General features: G+C 59.3%; 18 protein-coding genes. 11 read left to right on the top strand and 7 right to left on the bottom strand.

Translation table 11 applies throughout. The features are described 5' to 3' along the window. Positions 1–1194 carry a cytochrome P450 gene (locus NLY42_RS02545; RefSeq protein WP_023755079.1) on the bottom strand — a complete coding sequence of 398 codons (1194 nt, stop codon included), beginning with the start codon at positions 1192–1194 and terminating at the stop codon, positions 1–3. 80 nt (positions 1195–1274) lie between these two features. Here NLY42_RS02545 and NLY42_RS02540 point away from each other — a divergent pair, with 80 nt between their 5' ends. The 3 genes from NLY42_RS02540 (at position 1275) to NLY42_RS02530 (ending at position 2927) form a co-directional block, all read left to right on the top strand. Further along, positions 1275–2342, top strand: a complete 1068-nt coding sequence (locus NLY42_RS02540) for a hypothetical protein (protein ID WP_023755078.1) — start codon at positions 1275–1277, stop codon at positions 2340–2342. Between the two features lie 185 nt (positions 2343–2527). Further along, the gene (locus NLY42_RS31770) at positions 2528–2689 is read left to right on the top strand and encodes a hypothetical protein (RefSeq protein WP_023669672.1); all 162 of its coding nucleotides are present in this window, start codon (positions 2528–2530) and stop codon (positions 2687–2689) included. A gap of 28 nt (positions 2690–2717) precedes the next feature. Next, positions 2718–2927, top strand: coding sequence for a DUF768 domain-containing protein (locus tag NLY42_RS02530; RefSeq protein WP_023755077.1), 210 nt, complete (start codon positions 2718–2720; stop codon positions 2925–2927). 91 nt (positions 2928–3018) lie between these two features. Here the strand turns inward: NLY42_RS02530 and NLY42_RS02525 are convergent, their stop codons facing one another. Continuing rightward, a complete protein-coding gene (locus NLY42_RS02525; RefSeq protein ID WP_023669674.1) occupies positions 3019–3477 on the bottom strand; it encodes a hypothetical protein in 459 nt (152 codons plus the stop codon). A gap of 189 nt (positions 3478–3666) precedes the next feature. Here NLY42_RS02525 and NLY42_RS02520 point away from each other — a divergent pair, with 189 nt between their 5' ends. The 4 genes from NLY42_RS02520 (at position 3667) to NLY42_RS02505 (ending at position 7953) form a co-directional block, all read left to right on the top strand. Further along, entirely contained in the window at positions 3667–3930 is a 264-nt protein-coding gene (locus tag NLY42_RS02520) for a DUF982 domain-containing protein (protein WP_023669675.1), read from the top strand. Between the two features lie 60 nt (positions 3931–3990). Beyond that, a complete protein-coding gene (locus NLY42_RS02515) occupies positions 3991–4590 on the top strand; it encodes an SOS response-associated peptidase (protein WP_023755076.1) in 600 nt (199 codons plus the stop codon). 167 nt (positions 4591–4757) lie between these two features. Continuing rightward, positions 4758–5945 carry a helix-turn-helix domain-containing protein gene (locus NLY42_RS02510; protein WP_023755075.1) on the top strand — a complete coding sequence of 396 codons (1188 nt, stop codon included), beginning with the start codon at positions 4758–4760 and terminating at the stop codon, positions 5943–5945. 1261 nt (positions 5946–7206) lie between these two features. Beyond that, the gene (locus NLY42_RS02505) at positions 7207–7953 is read left to right on the top strand and encodes a Crp/Fnr family transcriptional regulator (protein ID WP_023703403.1); all 747 of its coding nucleotides are present in this window, start codon (positions 7207–7209) and stop codon (positions 7951–7953) included. A gap of 397 nt (positions 7954–8350) precedes the next feature. On the opposite strand, the gene NLY42_RS02500 is transcribed toward NLY42_RS02505, so the two are convergent. The 4 genes from NLY42_RS02500 to NLY42_RS02485 all read right to left on the bottom strand — a co-directional run bounded on the left by NLY42_RS02500 (position 8351) and on the right by NLY42_RS02485 (position 10416). Then, complete coding sequence (locus NLY42_RS02500) at positions 8351–8635, bottom strand: PilZ domain-containing protein (RefSeq protein ID WP_286489046.1); 285 nt, start codon at positions 8633–8635, stop codon at positions 8351–8353. Between the two features lie 185 nt (positions 8636–8820). Continuing rightward, on the bottom strand, positions 8821–9063 hold the full coding sequence (locus NLY42_RS02495) for a DUF982 domain-containing protein (protein ID WP_023756487.1): 243 nt from the start codon (positions 9061–9063) through the stop codon (positions 8821–8823). Next, complete coding sequence (locus NLY42_RS02490) at positions 9063–9293, bottom strand: hypothetical protein (protein WP_023669678.1); 231 nt, start codon at positions 9291–9293, stop codon at positions 9063–9065. The genes NLY42_RS02495 and NLY42_RS02490 overlap by 1 nt, the downstream gene beginning before the upstream one ends. A 205-nt stretch (positions 9294–9498) precedes the next feature. After that, positions 9499–10416 carry an NADP-dependent oxidoreductase gene (locus NLY42_RS02485; RefSeq protein WP_023827378.1) on the bottom strand — a complete coding sequence of 306 codons (918 nt, stop codon included), beginning with the start codon at positions 10414–10416 and terminating at the stop codon, positions 9499–9501. A 242-nt stretch (positions 10417–10658) separates the two neighbouring features. On the opposite strand from NLY42_RS02485, the gene NLY42_RS02480 reads away from it, so the two are divergent. Next, positions 10659–10868: a DUF3072 domain-containing protein gene (locus NLY42_RS02480; RefSeq protein WP_031244790.1), complete on the top strand. Its 210-nt coding sequence runs from the start codon at positions 10659–10661 to the stop codon at positions 10866–10868. A 68-nt stretch (positions 10869–10936) separates the two neighbouring features. Here NLY42_RS02480 and NLY42_RS02475 read toward each other — a convergent pair whose 3' ends face one another. Continuing rightward, a complete protein-coding gene (locus NLY42_RS02475; RefSeq protein WP_023756180.1) occupies positions 10937–11122 on the bottom strand; it encodes a nuclear transport factor 2 family protein in 186 nt (61 codons plus the stop codon). A 752-nt stretch (positions 11123–11874) separates the two neighbouring features. Here NLY42_RS02475 and NLY42_RS02470 point away from each other — a divergent pair. From NLY42_RS02470 to NLY42_RS02460, 3 genes are all read left to right on the top strand, one after another. After that, positions 11875–12108 carry a hypothetical protein gene (locus tag NLY42_RS02470; RefSeq protein WP_050591009.1) on the top strand — a complete coding sequence of 78 codons (234 nt, stop codon included), beginning with the start codon at positions 11875–11877 and terminating at the stop codon, positions 12106–12108. Positions 12109–12772: 664 nt separating this feature from the next. Continuing rightward, positions 12773–13015 carry a hypothetical protein gene (locus tag NLY42_RS02465; RefSeq protein ID WP_155922525.1) on the top strand — a complete coding sequence of 81 codons (243 nt, stop codon included), beginning with the start codon at positions 12773–12775 and terminating at the stop codon, positions 13013–13015. Positions 13016–13748: 733 nt separating this feature from the next. Then, positions 13749–14123: a VanZ family protein gene (locus tag NLY42_RS02460; RefSeq protein WP_245260896.1), complete on the top strand. Its 375-nt coding sequence runs from the start codon at positions 13749–13751 to the stop codon at positions 14121–14123. Positions 14124–14757 lie beyond the last annotated feature (634 nt).

Genomic DNA, 14757 nt, shown 5'->3' with positions numbered 1-14757 from the left:
TCAGGCAGCCAGCCGCAAGACGAGTGATTCCAGCCCGCGGATCGACGAATTGTCCATCCATGTCGGCTGTCCAGAGGCGGGTTCGATGCTGCTCCAGCGACGGAGCACTGCCTCCAGCAGCCGTTTTCCCTCCATTTCGGCAAGCGCCTTGCCGATGCAGACATGGGCGCCGCGGCCGAAGGCGAGGTTCTGCTTGCCCGAACGGCTGATGTCGAAGCGCTCGGCCTGGCTGAACCGGGCCGGATCGCGATTGGCTGCGCCGACGAGCAGGACGACCATCTGCTCCTTATCGATCGGCTGATTGTTCAGTTCGATAGGCTGCAGCGGCCAGCGGCAGATTTTCTGAACCGGGCTTTCAAGCCGCAGGGTCTCGGCAACCGCAGTGGCGACTAGATGCGGATCGGCCCGCAAGGCAGCCCATTGGGGGGGCGCGTGGGCGAGATGGAACAGCATGTTGCCAAGCAGATGCACGGTGGTCTCGTGCCCGGCGAAAGCCAGGAAGGCGATGTTGCGGCCGGCAACCGTCAGCCCGACGGCATCGACCAGCGCCGGCAATCCGACCAGCAACGGCGGCATTACGGAGCCGGCAAGGTGGCTGCGCAACAGCTCGGCGAAATAGGCCGACATTTCGTGGGCGGCGTTCGGCGCCGAGCCGAAGGCGTCATCGAAACCAGTGTCGAGGATGGTGCGGATCGACGCCGACCAGGCGCGCAGCATCGGCATGTCTTCGGCTGGAACGCCGAGCAGCCGGCCGATGATGCGTTCCGGCACCGCGCGCGTGAAGGCGGCGACGACGTCGACCGTGCCGGACAGATCCGCCTTTGAAACGAGCTGGTCGATGGCCTCGTCGACCACGGGCGCCAGCACTGCCGTGCCGTTGCCCACAAAGGGCTGCTGCAGGGCTTGCCGGATGGCGGCGTGCGCGCGTCCCTCCTGATACATCAGCCAGTCATTGATGGCTGATCGGCCGGTATCGGCTTCGCCGCTCGGCGGGACATGCGACAGCTGCCGGTTGACAAGACAGGCCGAAACAAGATCGTATTTCGTTACGTAGACGTCGCCCCACGGCGCCTGCCAAACAGGCGCCTGCTGGCGCATCTCATCGTAGATCGCGTAGATGTCTGTAGAACCATTGAAGCAACCGGCGCGTACTTGCCGCCAGCTGTGGTCGGCCGATGGAAATTCTCCATGCATTTTCTTGTGAATAACCCCCGTTACCTCACCCTGAATCACAACCACCCGTCGAACTATGACCGGCGGGCAGGGTCATGGCCATGACCGTTGCCGCGGGCTTCAGCCCGGTCTATTACCTTTGTACCCGCCAGCACGCTTACACGATAGGTGTGTTCCTTGGCTATTACCCGCATGGGCTTGGCGATGTCTTGCGGATAATCCCTTATGAAGAGACCGGCAGTCTTGGCTCGGTCGCGCCGGGAACGTTCATTTTTACCGATTTCGAAAGGCTGACGCCGATTCAGATGCAGGCGGCGACTGACCTGTTCGACAGCGTCGCTGCCCAGGATCCCGGCCTGTTGCTGCTGAACAACCCCGCCAAGGCGCTTGGCCGCTTCGACCTGCTGAAGCGGTTGAACGGAGCCAGCCTCAACGGTTTCGATGTCCATCGCCTCGATCAGCGCCAGGCCATTTCGCGCTTTCCGGTGTTCGTGCGCTGGGAAAGCCGGCACGATCCGCCGCTGACCGGACTGTTGGACAGCGCGCAAGCGCTGGAAGTGGCAATCGCCGCCCTGCCGGAGCCTATCCGGCATGATCCGGACCTGATGATCGTCGAATATGGCGCCGCCCCCTCGGCCGATGGGCGCTTCCGCAAATATTCGGCCTACAAGGTCGGTTCTACCATTTATCCGCAGCACTGCTTCATCAACGAGAACTGGTACATCAAGTTTCCAAGCACCCGCTTCACTGAGGCGGACAGGGCTGAAAGCCGCGCCTATGTCGCTGACAATCCGCACGCGGCCGAGATCAAGGGGGTGTTCGCGCTAGCCGGGATCGACTATGGCCGCATCGACTACGGCATGATCGACGGCCGCATTCAGACCTTCGAGATCAACAACAACCCGACCGTCCTGGCGCGGCCTCCCGGCTGGGATGCGGGCGCCAATTACGGCCGATACGCCGATCTGCACGCAAAGGCGCTGCAGGGCATCATCCGGTCGGCATCATCCGCCCCGCCACTGAAGCTTGGGGACGGAAGCCGCAGCGTTGACGCAATCCACGCCGATGCCATGCGCAAAGTGCGTCGGCGCATCGCCTGGTTTTCCCTCAGGCGAAGCCTGTCGTTGCGCGGGCTCAAGAAGCGCTTGGCAAACCGGTTTCGCGGCTAGAGCCCGGTCCATCCCGATGGAAATCGGGATGGAGCCCTATCTTCTAGTTTGAGCATGATCTTTTCCGAAAACCGGATTCCACTTTTCGGGATCTTGCTCTGGGTCGATCCCCAGCCGGCGGTCCGGGACCCGCCTGAAGCTGAGGTTCGGCCTGGGAGGTGCTTGGCGCGACCTGACAGCCCGCCATGGAACGCTGCCCCGCGACGGACGTTGTTGCCGACGAGCGATTTGTCGCGAAAGGCACCGCCATGAAGAAAATCTACCAAAAGCCGACGCTCGTGAAGCGAGGCAGGCTCACCAGCCTGACGGCTCAGATCGTCGCTTCTGGGGTCATTCTGGGGGAATGATCCCCCAGATAACGGAAGGGATAAATCGATGAGCGAGCGCGGCGTTGATTTCCTGCAGGGCTGGATCCACGAGCACCTGCCGGGCGAACTGCCTGCCGACAAGGCAACGGCTCGAACCCTAACCACGCGAGCTGCCCTGGATGCTCGGCATTTAGGCCTTGAGATCAGCGAGATCGAAGAGGAGTTCGGTTCGTTGGAAGGGGTGATTTTCGAGGCACTCGATCAGCCCGATATCTGAGCCCCCGATATGAGCCCATCGCAGGCGAATATCGGCCCATCGCCATCCTGGCGGTGGGCTTTTCCGTGATGGCAGCCGTGGGTGCGCAGCCCTAGGCAGCCCGCGCAGCTGACGCTCCCCGTGCCGGCGGCAATTCGAACACAGTGGCGCCGTTCTCTCGGCCGCGTTCGACATAACCGATGACACGGAACCATTTGCCGACGTCGGCCCGCTGCAGCCAGCTGCGCGAGTGGATGGGAAGGTTGCCGGCCAGCGCCTGAATGTGGCGGATGTGGCGCCTGCAGAAGCGGACCGTCGCGGCGCTGAAGAAACCCTCCTGCGCGGCAAACAGCGTGTCGGCGGCGTCGCTGTTCTCGTGCCAGGCGACGATCGCCACCGTCTTGTCGCCCTCGACCAGCGCGTGCGCCCGGCCTTCCTTCAAATTCATCATCAGATTGTCGTAGGCGACCTTGCTGTCCTTGCCGGCGGCCACATACTCGTCCGACATCCGCGTGGACAGATCGCGGAAGACACTTTCGAGATCGCCGATCGTAGCTGCGCGTGCTCGCATTTCTCCTCCTGCAGCCCCGGCAGGCAGTTTGCCCCAGGGAGAGGGGATCACCAAGCAAATCAAATCCGCCATTTGGCCGATGCGCGCAAAGTGATTTCAGAAGGCGGGTTTATTGCGTTGGCAGATCGCTCCCGTGGAACCGAACTTGCCTCCCCGAATTGACTCGCGATCGCGTTCGGGAGGGGAAGCATGCAAGATCAGCATTTCGATGAGCCGGTTCGCGTGGCGCTCGGCAGATCCAGAAACAAGATCTACAAGGTGGAGCGTGTCGCGCAGGCCGCCGATATCCTGATGAACCGATGGCCCGTGAAGACAGGCGGCTATCACGTCGCCGCCCGCAAAGCCTGCCTTGGCGTTCTGGAAGGCCTTCAAGAGGCGCGCTATGCCCGCGCCGCCTTCGTCAACGCGGCGATCGAGGCCGATATACTGGTCGAGCGCGACCGCGAGGGTTGAGCGGTCCATCGCCTCTTTGTTTGGCGTGAGGTAAACTGGCAGACCGGTCGGGAGCCTTCCATGTGCAACGACTATGAGCAGCATATTCTCTGGGCTGAATATTGCCGGATGCTGGAGTCGCTGGCACTTGAGATCCCGACCCATCAGACCGAACTTGACCTGCCGCGGGTTGATGACATCCATATCAACGATCCAGCCCCGATCATGCGCGCCGCCGGCGACACTGGCGTCGTTGAACTGACGTCGATGACGTTTGGATTTCCGCCGGCCGGCCCGAAAGGCGGACCAGTGTTCAACTTCCGCTCCGAAGGCAGGCAATTCGCCGGCAGCAAACGCTGCCTCGTTCCGGCATCCGCCTTCTTCGAGTTCACGGGCACGAAGTATCCGAAGGCAAAGCATCGCTTCACGCTCAACGGCTCGCCGTTCATGGCCATCGCAGGGCTTTGGCGTGAAGCTGCCGGCAACAAGCCGCCAACCTTCACCATGCTGACAACCGAGCCTGGACCGGATATTGCGCCCTATCACAGTCGGCACGTCGTGGTGCTTCGGCCCGGCGATTGGGCGGCTTGGCTCAGTCTGACGAAGCCGGAACCCGAACTGCTGCAGCCGCTTCCAGCCGGCTCGCTGCGCGTGGAGACCGTGCGCCCCGAAAGTTCATAACTCGGTTGCGCAGGCTTGCCGGCACAGCCGGCAGGCCGAAATCAGGAATCCGTCGGTGCGGCGCCAGGAAGTCAAGCCCTTGATGTTCAGTGCCCTTCCCGAGAGATGGGTGACAGTTCATTCCGGAGACATGGGTTACACTTTCGGCCCTTTGCAAGGAGAGCAAGGTGCCTTGGAAGGAGTGTAACGTCATGGAAGAGCGGCTGAAGTTCATTGCCCGGCTGCTGGACGGCGAGAAGATGGCGGTGCTTTGCCGTGAGTTCGATATCTCGCGCAAGACCGGCTACAAGATCCTCACACGCTACAATGACAGTGGCCTTGAGGGGCTGACGGATCGATCACGCCGACCCTACCGCCACGCCAATCAGCTTCCGTTTCAAATCGAGAAGCTGATTGTGCGCCTCAAGCAAGACAAGCCGACCTGGGGTGCGCCAAAGATACGCGAACGGTTGGCCCGGCTGTATCCTGACGTTCACCGGCCTGCGATCTCGACGGTGCATGCGGTTCTCGACAGCCATGGCCTGGTCGAGCGCCGCAAGCGAAGGCGCAACAGGGCGATGGGAACACCACTTTCAAACGGCTATCGGCCCAACGATCTGTGGTGTGCCGACTACAAAGGCGAGTTCATGCTCGCCGATCGGCGCTATTGCTATCCGCTGACGATCACCGACTTCGCCAGCCGCTATCTCATCGCCTGCGAGGCGTTGTCGACTACCAAGGAAGCCTATGCCTTCACGGTGTTCGAGAGCGTTTTCAAAGAGTTCGGCCTGCCCAGCGCCATCAGGACCGACAATGGCGTTCCCTTTGCCAGCCCAAACGCGCTGTTCAATCTCAGCAAACTGTCGGTCTGGTGGCTGCGCCTGGGCATCGACATCGAGCGCATCCAGCCGGGCTGTCCGCAGCAGAACGGGCGCCATGAGCGCATGCACCTGACTCTCAAGAAGGAAACCACCAAACCGGCTGGCTCCAATTTCCTGCAGCAGCAGGCCAGGTTCGATGACTTCATCAATGAGTTCAACTCAGAACGCCCACATCAGGCGCTCGACATGGCCTGTCCAGCCGAGCGCTACACGCCGTCACCGCGCATCTATGCCGGCCTGCCGGATCTCGATTATCCGTTTCACGACAAGGCCGTCACCGTCACCACCTGCGGCCGCATCTGCTACAATCGCAAGAAGATCAACCTCAGCCTCGTCTTTGCCGGCCAGACCGTCGGCATCAAACAGGTCGAGGACCATATCTGGCTGGCTTCCTTCATGGATTATGATTTGGGCTACTTCGATGATGAGACATGCAGGCTCGAACCACTCCAAAACCCCTTCGGGCCAAAAGTGTTACCCATGTCTCCGATATAAACCGTAACCTATGTGTCCGGAATGGACCCAGAGAAAACTGGTGCCCAGAGGCGGAATTCAAGTGAAGAAAATCCCGTTTTGCTTTCAGATACTTAGGGGAATGTTAGCCGCATCTGCTACCAACATAAATACCAACAAAATATTCCTGTGGATTGGTTCGGTTCCTGCTATTTCTCTCAATGCCTTGCACCTGTACCTTGTCTCTTCCGGTTTAGTCTACATCCTTCTTGGTCATACCTCATCATGCCGGGTCGAGTGAAGACCACGGCTGGCCAAGACGACTTAATCAGAACGGATGGCCATTGCGCTCAATATCGGGATCGCTTTAGGCGGTTTCTGAAAGCCGACATCGTGCGAAGAACAGGTGGCTATTTACGGGTCCTGAGACCTTGGCCCATACACCGCTTTGTAGGGTGGACGCGGCGCAGCGAAAAGCGCGGCCAGCCGTTCCTCATGTTGCTTGACCAGTGAGGCAGCAATAACAGGTAACTCTGCGGCGGACCGGTGTAGTCGTCGAGGTCGATCGGATTAGACTTCATAGGTGCTCCGTCGACGCGTAGTAGACGGTCTCGTCCTACCAGCAGCCCAGCTTGGCCCAGTGCATTCTGGCTTTGCAGGCGCATGGCGGCAGAGATGATCTCGCGCCAGTGCCTGATACCGCCCTTGGCGATTTGGCCCTTGGTGAAGGCGAACTCCAATTCAACGCAGCCGAAGACAGGATGTCGATTTGATGTCGGTCAATTGCGTAGCAGGCCATGGCATCGACCAACGCTGTCATATAACTGGCATAGTAGGATCGGCGCCTCGGAGGTGCCGGGCCACATCCCACCCGCTTGGGCCGTCCCCAAGTCTGATATCTGTCAGGAGAGCCACAACTCGCTCCGGCTCACGATCGAAAGTCGCAATCGCTTGAAGGCCCTTTTAAGCCGGCGACCACCTCGAACCCGGCCTCCCGGAGAGAGTTCTCGACGTCTCCACGATCAGCACGGAACCCGATGACATTGAAAGCCTGCTTCGTGCGCCCCAACAGTTGAACGGCTGCGAACTCTTAAGGTTCCTGGCGCGCAATAGCACTCGTTAATCCGGTGGAAAGCAGGTTGTGATCCAGCCGTTTCGAACAGGTTGCGGCAGGCGAAAAGGATTGAGGACAGCTGAACTTTGCGCGCATCATCGACGCACTGACCATTGGCCTTCGTCTCCTCTAGGCAGCGGGAACATTAGCGCCAACTAAAAGTTGGGAGCAAACACGAACAGGTTCTTGATGGCACATGATCATTCTTTCAAAATGTTGATCCGCAAGCTCCAAGCCATCTCGGAACTCGCAGAATCAGACATTGCGACCTTGGGGAACATCTCGATTCAGGAGAAGAGATATCAGGCCAACGAAGACATTCTGCGCGAGGGCGATAAGCCGAGCCTTTCGTTCGTCGTTCTTGAAGGCTTAATAGGGTCGATCAAACTAACCGGGGAGGGGAAGCGTCAAATCTCCTCCTTTTTTGTTCCGGGCGACATTCCCGACCTGCATGGTTTGCATTTGTCGGTCATGGATTGCACTTTCACCCCTCTGATGCCCGCTAGGGTGGGCTTCATGCGGCACGACGAACTTCGCGCCGTTTGCGACCAGCACTCTTCGATGACGAGAGTGTTTTGGCGCTCCACTGTGATCGATGCGGCGATCTATCGAGAGTGGGTCACCAACGTCGGTAGGCGCGACGCCTACTCGCGTATGGCTCACATTCTTTGCGAACTCATTGTTCGCCTTCGCTCGGTAGGCCGCATTGAAGATCATGTGGCCTATCTCCCCATAACGCAGGCTGCACTTGGCGACGCACTTGGCCTCTCTACCGTGCACGTGAACCGAGTGCTTCAGGACCTTAGACGCGACGGTCTGATATCCACCGTTGGCTCGCGTTTTCATGCGACCGACTGGGCAGGGCTCGTTCGCGCCGCAGATTTTGACTCTACCTATCTTCATCAAAGGGCTGCGCAGACGGGTGCCGGTTTCTGATCCTGCTGGGTCGCTCATGATCCGTTGAGCCCTCGCGATCCTCAAAACCGAATCTCCTGTAGAACCCGCACTCCAACAGGAATGTCGATCACCGCTTGAGAACTGGACCGCAGACTTACCTAGCGACGGCATGGCTTCTCAAAGATTCGACCTCAGGAGGGACTCGACGAAACCTGAGCGGTGTTTGACGCGTTCACTGGCCAACCAGCCGAGGCGTGGGGCGCTCCGGCTGAATATCTGGACGAGGAATATTCCCGCGATTTTGTAAGCCTTCTGACCGTGTCGACCTGAAGCGAAGTTTCGCCGGGCGGTAATCTCTAAAGTGCGACTGCCATGGAACACGTGCCGAGCGCCGGAGAGTGTCCAATTCCCCGGTCTGTGCATCCCGGGCACAAGCTCAGCCATAGTGAAGACGCGGCATTGGCAACGTTCCTATAAATTGAACCCCAATTCGGTCGTTCCTGCGCCACCGCAGGACTGCCTGGTAGGCAACGCCGTCGGTCGGCACGTAAACCACGAACCGCTCAGGGACACGCGATTCCACCGGGACTTTGAGCTCAGCTCCGCCACTGTTTTGGTTCCGAATGGTGCAACTGATCTCGGAGTTTGTGATTCCGCTGATGATTGAGGCGCCTTTCAGCACCCGCTGCCTCCGTTCGCGGCGATGCTCTTCATCAACCATGTGACCTCCATCGGTCACCCGCGGCCCTATATGGTACGCGCACCGGCGAATAACTGTCCATCTAGGTCGTCGCTCGTTAGTGTCTCACTTTAAAGTTTGACGACGGAGACGGACAGCATAAATGCCCGTTACGCCGGTGAATTCGCAACGCGAACAGACCCGAATGGGCTCGTCGTATAGCGTTGTTAATCCGGCAGCAGCATCTCCTCTTCATCGGCCGCGGCTTCGAACAGCAGCCGGAAGTCATTACCCGGCATTTTGCCATCCATCGCAGATAGGCAAGCCTCGGCCGGCAGCCGCCACTTGGGGCCACGATTGGACCACTTTAGGAGCTCCTCGGCGGCGGCATCAACCCGGTTGACACCAAGGCGAAGCCCCGGGCGCTCAGTCTTCACATAAACCGGAGGGTTGAACCAACGGTGGGGCATCACGCCTCTCGAACGTCAAAGGCGATGAACAGTCCCCAAACGGAGGCTGATTTGACGATCATTTCGACTAACTGGCAGTCAGTTTCGAGAAGATCGCCGCCGCGCTCACGGACCGCTACAATGGTCGCTTTGACGGAAATAATGTCGCCGGGTTGAGAGCCCAACAGGACCTCGCGGACCAGCTCCTTGGCCGTTTGCTGCGTAGGCCGAACAGGTGCTTGAATGTCCATCCCATCCTCCCAGAGAGATAGAACCTCAATCAGCTATTCTGTGGGTCACTTTCCGAAAAAGGCAAGAGTCGGAAACGTACAAAGTAGGTTCCCGCAAACACCGCCCTACGATGGCTAAATCCCGCGACAGGCGCTGATTTGCACCTCACCGTGTCAGCTGCCGACGCGACCATAAGGAGCGAGGGCCCGCCTCTCTCCCAAGTTCTCACGGACGAACGCGGACAACGGTCTTGCCCGCGCGTCGGTCCGTTGAGTTGAAGGTGCCGATGGCATCATCCAAGCTCGAAACCTTGCCGATGTTCGTCCGCAGTCGTCCATCGCGGATCCGCTGCACTATCTCAGAAAGCTGGGCTCGATCAGCCTCGACGACGAAGTCAACCGCCAGGCCGTCTGCAGGTCGAATATCCGTTGGTCCGACGACTGTGACAAGGATACCTCCGGCCCGGACGAGCGTTGCGGATCGCTTCTGGACATCGCCGCCGATGACATCGAACACCAGATCGACGCCGCCGACATCTTCAAGGGTGTCTTTTGCGAGGTCGAGGAATTCATTTGCACCGAAGTCGAGCGCTTTCTGGCGGTCGGCGGCCCGCCCGGTGCCGATCACATAGGCTCCGGCCTCCCTGGCAAGCTGCGCCACCATCGAACCGACGGCACCGGCAGCGCCATGCGCGAGAACGCTCTGCCCGGCCTTGATGCGGCCATGCTGGAACAGCCCCTGCCATGCGGTTAGGCCGGAGATCGGCAGGCTAGCGCCCACCGTAAAGTCGACATCGCCGGGCAGCGGCGCGAGGTTACGGGCCTCCATGGCAACATACTCGGCGAGGGTGCCGTCGCGATGCCAGTCCGCGAGGCCGAACACCCGCTGACCTATAGAAAGCCCCGTAGTGCCGTAGCCGAGCGCAGTGACCACACCAGCCAGTTCGTGGCCGAGGATCGAAGAGGTCCGGTCACGGAAGGCTCGGTCGGCCCACGTCGAGGGCCACTCCAGTTCGGTGTTGACGAATCCTGCCGCATGAACCTGTACGACCACGTCGTTAATTGCCGCCCGAGGCTCGGGCAATTCCACCAACTTCATCCCGGCCGTTCCTGCAGTCTGGTCCGTCGCTACGATTGCTTTCATTGGGCGTCTCCTCACCGTTGGGGTAAATTGCGGGCGCGGAGGGTCTTCGATGTCTCGCGCAGAGTTGGCGTTGAGTTCATCGTTGGCGACCGCGAGCGGAAGCTAAGCAATCTCGTCGGATTCTTCCAGCACGGGTAAACTTGCGTTCGTGAACACCCCTGCCATCGCAATCTCAGACACTTCAAGCATGTGGAACAAAAGCAGATCAAATACGTTGTGCCGTTCCCAACATGGAGAGCGTCATGCAAACTACACCCCGAGCCAAAGGCGAAGCTATCAGCAAGGATCCTGACGAATGGACGACGGGAGACGAGCCAATGACTCCGTCGCAAGCTTCCTACTTGAAAACATTATGTGAGCAGGCGGGCGACGACAGAGGCTACGCCGAAGATCTAAGCAAAGCCGAGGCCTCGAAGCGAATCGACGCGCTAAGGACTGAGCTCAAGCTCTAAAGGCGCTGGGAGACCTACGACAGGTTGGTCAGTTTTGCGGTATTTGGCCTCTGATCTGGACGGTCGTATTAGTGGAGGTGGTAGAGTTTGCTAAGGATCTTCAATTCTCCTGCGATCTTGAGCAGAGAAAGATCGTCGGTGAACCTTGTGGTTCCAAATTCGTGCTCGACCTTCGCAGTAGCTGCATCGCCCGTAATGTCGAGCGATGCGACTGCCCAGTTGGGGCTGGTGTTCGGCGGCAAGGTCGCACTCATCACCTCGCCGACATAGGCATCGACACTCAGCCATGGAGCTCGAAGAGATCGCGGCTATCTACCCGCTCTATCAGCAAACCGGGTATGGGCGGAAAGTGGGCGTAGGCCGACCATGTGGGTGTCGACGCCGAGATGCGCAGTGCTGGTATCGGCGCCAAACTGATGGGGCGGATCGAGAAGGAAGCAGCGCGTTTCGGCTGCGACATCACCTGCATCTCGATACGAGCGCACACACAAATTCTACAGCCTAAACGGTTAGGCCGATGATGCGCTCGTTCTGGTCAGCCACTGAGTGCGTGGGCCGAGGCAGAGTTCCCACAATATGCTGCGCACAAAGTAGCGACAGAGCGGGCCTAGAAGCGACATAGCGCCGGGTGTGAACGCGACGCAGCCGGCTCCCGAATGCGTTCAGCGAGCGCCGTCGCGTCCACCTTGCCTTTCTTTGACGGCCCTGTGTTCAGCTTCCCACGGCAACGCGTGGAAGTCGGGCTGGTGCCCCGCTTCACGGTAGCCAGCCTGAGTGAGTAACTTGCTTTGTCCCGCTCCACAACGCAAACAAACGGCGGATTCCCCAAGCACCTATAAACGCCTACAGCTTTTTCCATGCGACAGGTGTGCTGCGGGTGCTCGAAGATGTCGTCCTTCATTGCGATGACAGAACAGGGAGCGAGGACAACTCTTTTTTTGATTGCAGAGAGAGTCTGAGCGGGCTTACTAGTGAGGGGTTTGCCATCGCTTTGAGGGAGGCTGCGATGGTTGCAACGCCCATAGATATCGCTCAAGCGGCCACTACGGCCACCTTGCTGATGCGCCTTCGTCAACGTCATCGCGATGACGTGGCGCGAGGCTGGGAAGATGCCGACCCTTCTACTGTTGCCGTCTCCCGTACGCCTGAGTGTCAATGGCGCGATTTAGCCAAGGCCCTGGTGCACGATTGGTTCGAGCTGATCGAAACTGGCTTGGTGGATTGGATCGTCAGCAAGTAGCCGCTGCCCGCCAGCGGCCCAGCAGCCGTCTGCGGGACTTTGCAGCGGGCGCGCTGGGCCTGACCGGTGGGGCGGTGTGGTATCCGCCGGCTGGCGAACATATGCGCCTCCTGCCAACGCCAGCGAAACATCCAAACGAACGAGGCGATCTAACAGCGATCTCACCATCCAGCCAACACATAGGCCTATAGCAAAGGCTTATAATCGCTGAGAGAACGAAAATGGCCGACGCCATGGTTGGGGAACCCGGGTGGGTAGGCGCCGGCCACAAGCGGAACAGGCCCGCCGCGCCACACACATGGCTGATTTGTCATCACGTGGTTATGGTGTGATCGCGTAGGGCTAGACCAGCGGAACCTAGTAAACGCCGCTTATTAAGCGATCCTCGACGCGATCGTTCATCGCCACGACGACCTGGGAAACTTGACGGTTGCAGTCCTCTGCCATGTCGAGCTCAAGTCATGAACATCGGCCCTCCGATCATGAGCAGGCATGCGCCCATCCTACCATATCGCGCTGCCGGTATCGCAAGGCGCCGGCAGCAAGGGGGAGGCGACCAGAGCCGATGTGAAGGGACTAGGCAGCTAATATTCGCTTGCGCTAATTTAAATGTGCCGTAACGTCAGGCTCAGCCTTTTTGGGGAGGCACAACGTGGGGAGTATGATGAGAGTTGCTGTGTTTTGCGCGGCGATCGTGATCGCTGGGACTGGTGTCGCTGTTGCCAAGGAGAAGAAGGTGGTGGTGAGTGACGCCACGGACCTTTGCTCTACGAAGCACTCGGCCAAGAAGCAGGTGCTCGAGCTGGACTGCAGGCCGACCGGAACCGCCAAATTGCCGGCCGGTGGAACGCCGGAAAAGCCGCGCCTCGGATACGACACCGATCCGTGGCTGGTCAAAGGCCTTTAGACACTAGGCGACGGCAACACAGCGCGGCTAAGGGGATGTGCGCTGGCGGTGAAGCCTTCTTTGTTCTCTCATCGGTGGAACATTGTCGCCTGGAAACGCTTCGGACGGTGCACTGCCCCATCAGTGCAACGTTCCCTTCCTTGTTTGCACTGGCCGGCTGCCGAAAGGTGGCCGGCTTTTTTGTATATAAGCGCGACCTGATGTTTGGGGCTTGTTGATTGGACAGCAGCGAGTGGCCGCTGCTGGCTTAGCGTCCAGGATTGGAATCTGTAAAGGCGAGATCACCAAGGCAGGGATGACCAGACTAAATAACGGTTTCGTCTGTTAGCCGCCACGCCGACGATAATTGAATTCAGAAGGGAGTCGGCCCGGCTGCCCAACATCAGGGTGCAAAAGACAGCCGGGCAAGGCTGGAAAGAGTTCCGCTCCAGCCCAGCCGTGCCCAGCACGATACGCATCGCACCTGGGCGCAAGCGGTACCAATGGCTCGCCTATTCCGCCGCGCCTTTTCGGCAGGAAACCCTCGGCCTCATCACAATGGAGGGCGACATTCGCAGCGCCCTATGGAACCATCCAGAGTGACATAGGCTGTTTCATGGAACTTCCTGATGACATCAGGAGGCCTGTTAAGCATGCCAGTTGTTCGCGCTCGAAGCTCAGATGCAGGTTGGAGCTCTGCCTACTGCACCAGTATGGCAAGCGAGAACTAGGAACCGGGAGTGCTACGAATAGATTGCCGCAGTCGAGCTTTTATCAGAGCATGGCAAGGGCTGCCTTTCTCTCCACGTTGGCAGTCGTCCTGCTGCTCGCGCTATTGCCAGACCACTTGCTGCACGCCCTCGGATTGGCCTTTACGTCTCATCACGACAAGCTCAACCACGCCGCCGCGTTCGCCACCTTGTCGGCTTTGGGTAGCCTCGGCTGGCCCCAACAGGTGGTCCGGCTGGCGGTTCTACTTGCTTTAACGGGCGCAGCGATCGAAATCCTTCAATGCGTCACAGGGCGTGACATGAGTGTCTTCGACTGGTTTGCCGACTGCGCCGGAATGGCATACGGGCTGAGAACTATGAGCTGGGTGAACGAGATTCTGGGCGAACCGGTTATTTGATCGCCACAGGCTCCGCTTTACCGCCGCCGTCTTGGCCCCACTTGCCAGCCTCACGCCCGGGCCGCCTTCGATCACCCTCGCTATTTCAATTTCCGACGCAAAGGCCGATAGCAAGGCGAATGGGGTTTCAGGCCGCTCACCATTTAGACTTAGGTCCGATTCTTTCGCGCAAATGGCCGAAGCCGGAAACATTTCTCCTTCTACTTTGTTGCAGTGGCCGTGCCGCTGAGGAGAACATGCACAGTGCCTCTATCAAATGAACTGCGCGACGTACCTTTAGAATTCCAATGCCCCTCCTGTTCACGCCCTATGGTGAGAAGGGGATCCTGGCTGAAAACGATTGCCGGTTTCAAATGCGATAGCTGCAGGTCCAGAGTGCGGCTCGGCTACGAAGAGAAGCTGGCCATATTCGACCGGCACCTTAAGCGAGGCGCGCCGGATCTGGGCCGACGACCAATGGAGTGCGATCCCGGCAACGGTTCCTGAGAGTGTGTCGGCAATTCAAGCTCCAACTGCTTGCGGTCTGCCGCAAGTCCAAGCTTTCATCTGGTCGCAGGGTCAGGCGGCTCTTTCGTCCGTACGGAACCGATGACGGCGAGAGGTTTCGATGCGTCGGAGCACCGAGCAGGTCTAC

The organism is Mesorhizobium sp. C372A, from assembly GCF_030323245.1.
GTDB lineage: Bacteria > Pseudomonadota > Alphaproteobacteria > Rhizobiales > Rhizobiaceae > Mesorhizobium.
This window is presented reverse-complemented; position numbering and strand designations above follow the sequence as displayed.

Excerpts from the sequence above, each read along its gene's own strand:
- NLY42_RS02485 (WP_023827378.1), bottom strand. The coding sequence starts at position 10,416 with ATGAAAGCAATCGTAGCGACGGACCAGACTGCAGGAACGGCCGGGATG.
- NLY42_RS02475 (WP_023756180.1), bottom strand. The coding sequence starts at position 11,122 with ATGAGTGCGACCTTGCCGCCGAACACCAGCCCCAACTGGGCAGTCGCA.
- NLY42_RS02525 (WP_023669674.1), bottom strand. The coding sequence starts at position 3,477 with ATGCGAGCACGCGCAGCTACGATCGGCGATCTCGAAAGTGTCTTCCGC.
- NLY42_RS02520 (WP_023669675.1), top strand. The coding sequence starts at position 3,667 with ATGCAAGATCAGCATTTCGATGAGCCGGTTCGCGTGGCGCTCGGCAGA.
- NLY42_RS02465 (WP_155922525.1), top strand. The coding sequence starts at position 12,773 with ATGAGAGTTGCTGTGTTTTGCGCGGCGATCGTGATCGCTGGGACTGGT.
- NLY42_RS02530 (WP_023755077.1), top strand. The coding sequence starts at position 2,718 with ATGAGCGAGCGCGGCGTTGATTTCCTGCAGGGCTGGATCCACGAGCAC.
- NLY42_RS02545 (WP_023755079.1), bottom strand. The coding sequence starts at position 1,194 with ATGCATGGAGAATTTCCATCGGCCGACCACAGCTGGCGGCAAGTACGC.
- NLY42_RS02490 (WP_023669678.1), bottom strand. The coding sequence starts at position 9,293 with ATGGACATTCAAGCACCTGTTCGGCCTACGCAGCAAACGGCCAAGGAG.
- NLY42_RS02515 (WP_023755076.1), top strand. The coding sequence starts at position 3,991 with ATGTGCAACGACTATGAGCAGCATATTCTCTGGGCTGAATATTGCCGG.
- NLY42_RS02495 (WP_023756487.1), bottom strand. The coding sequence starts at position 9,063 with ATGCCCCACCGTTGGTTCAACCCTCCGGTTTATGTGAAGACTGAGCGC.
- NLY42_RS02500 (WP_286489046.1), bottom strand. The coding sequence starts at position 8,635 with ATGGTTGATGAAGAGCATCGCCGCGAACGGAGGCAGCGGGTGCTGAAA.
- NLY42_RS02470 (WP_050591009.1), top strand. The coding sequence starts at position 11,875 with ATGGTTGCAACGCCCATAGATATCGCTCAAGCGGCCACTACGGCCACC.
- NLY42_RS02540 (WP_023755078.1), top strand. The coding sequence starts at position 1,275 with ATGACCGTTGCCGCGGGCTTCAGCCCGGTCTATTACCTTTGTACCCGC.
- NLY42_RS02480 (WP_031244790.1), top strand. The coding sequence starts at position 10,659 with ATGCAAACTACACCCCGAGCCAAAGGCGAAGCTATCAGCAAGGATCCT.
- NLY42_RS31770 (WP_023669672.1), top strand. The coding sequence starts at position 2,528 with ATGGAACGCTGCCCCGCGACGGACGTTGTTGCCGACGAGCGATTTGTC.
- NLY42_RS02505 (WP_023703403.1), top strand. The coding sequence starts at position 7,207 with ATGGCACATGATCATTCTTTCAAAATGTTGATCCGCAAGCTCCAAGCC.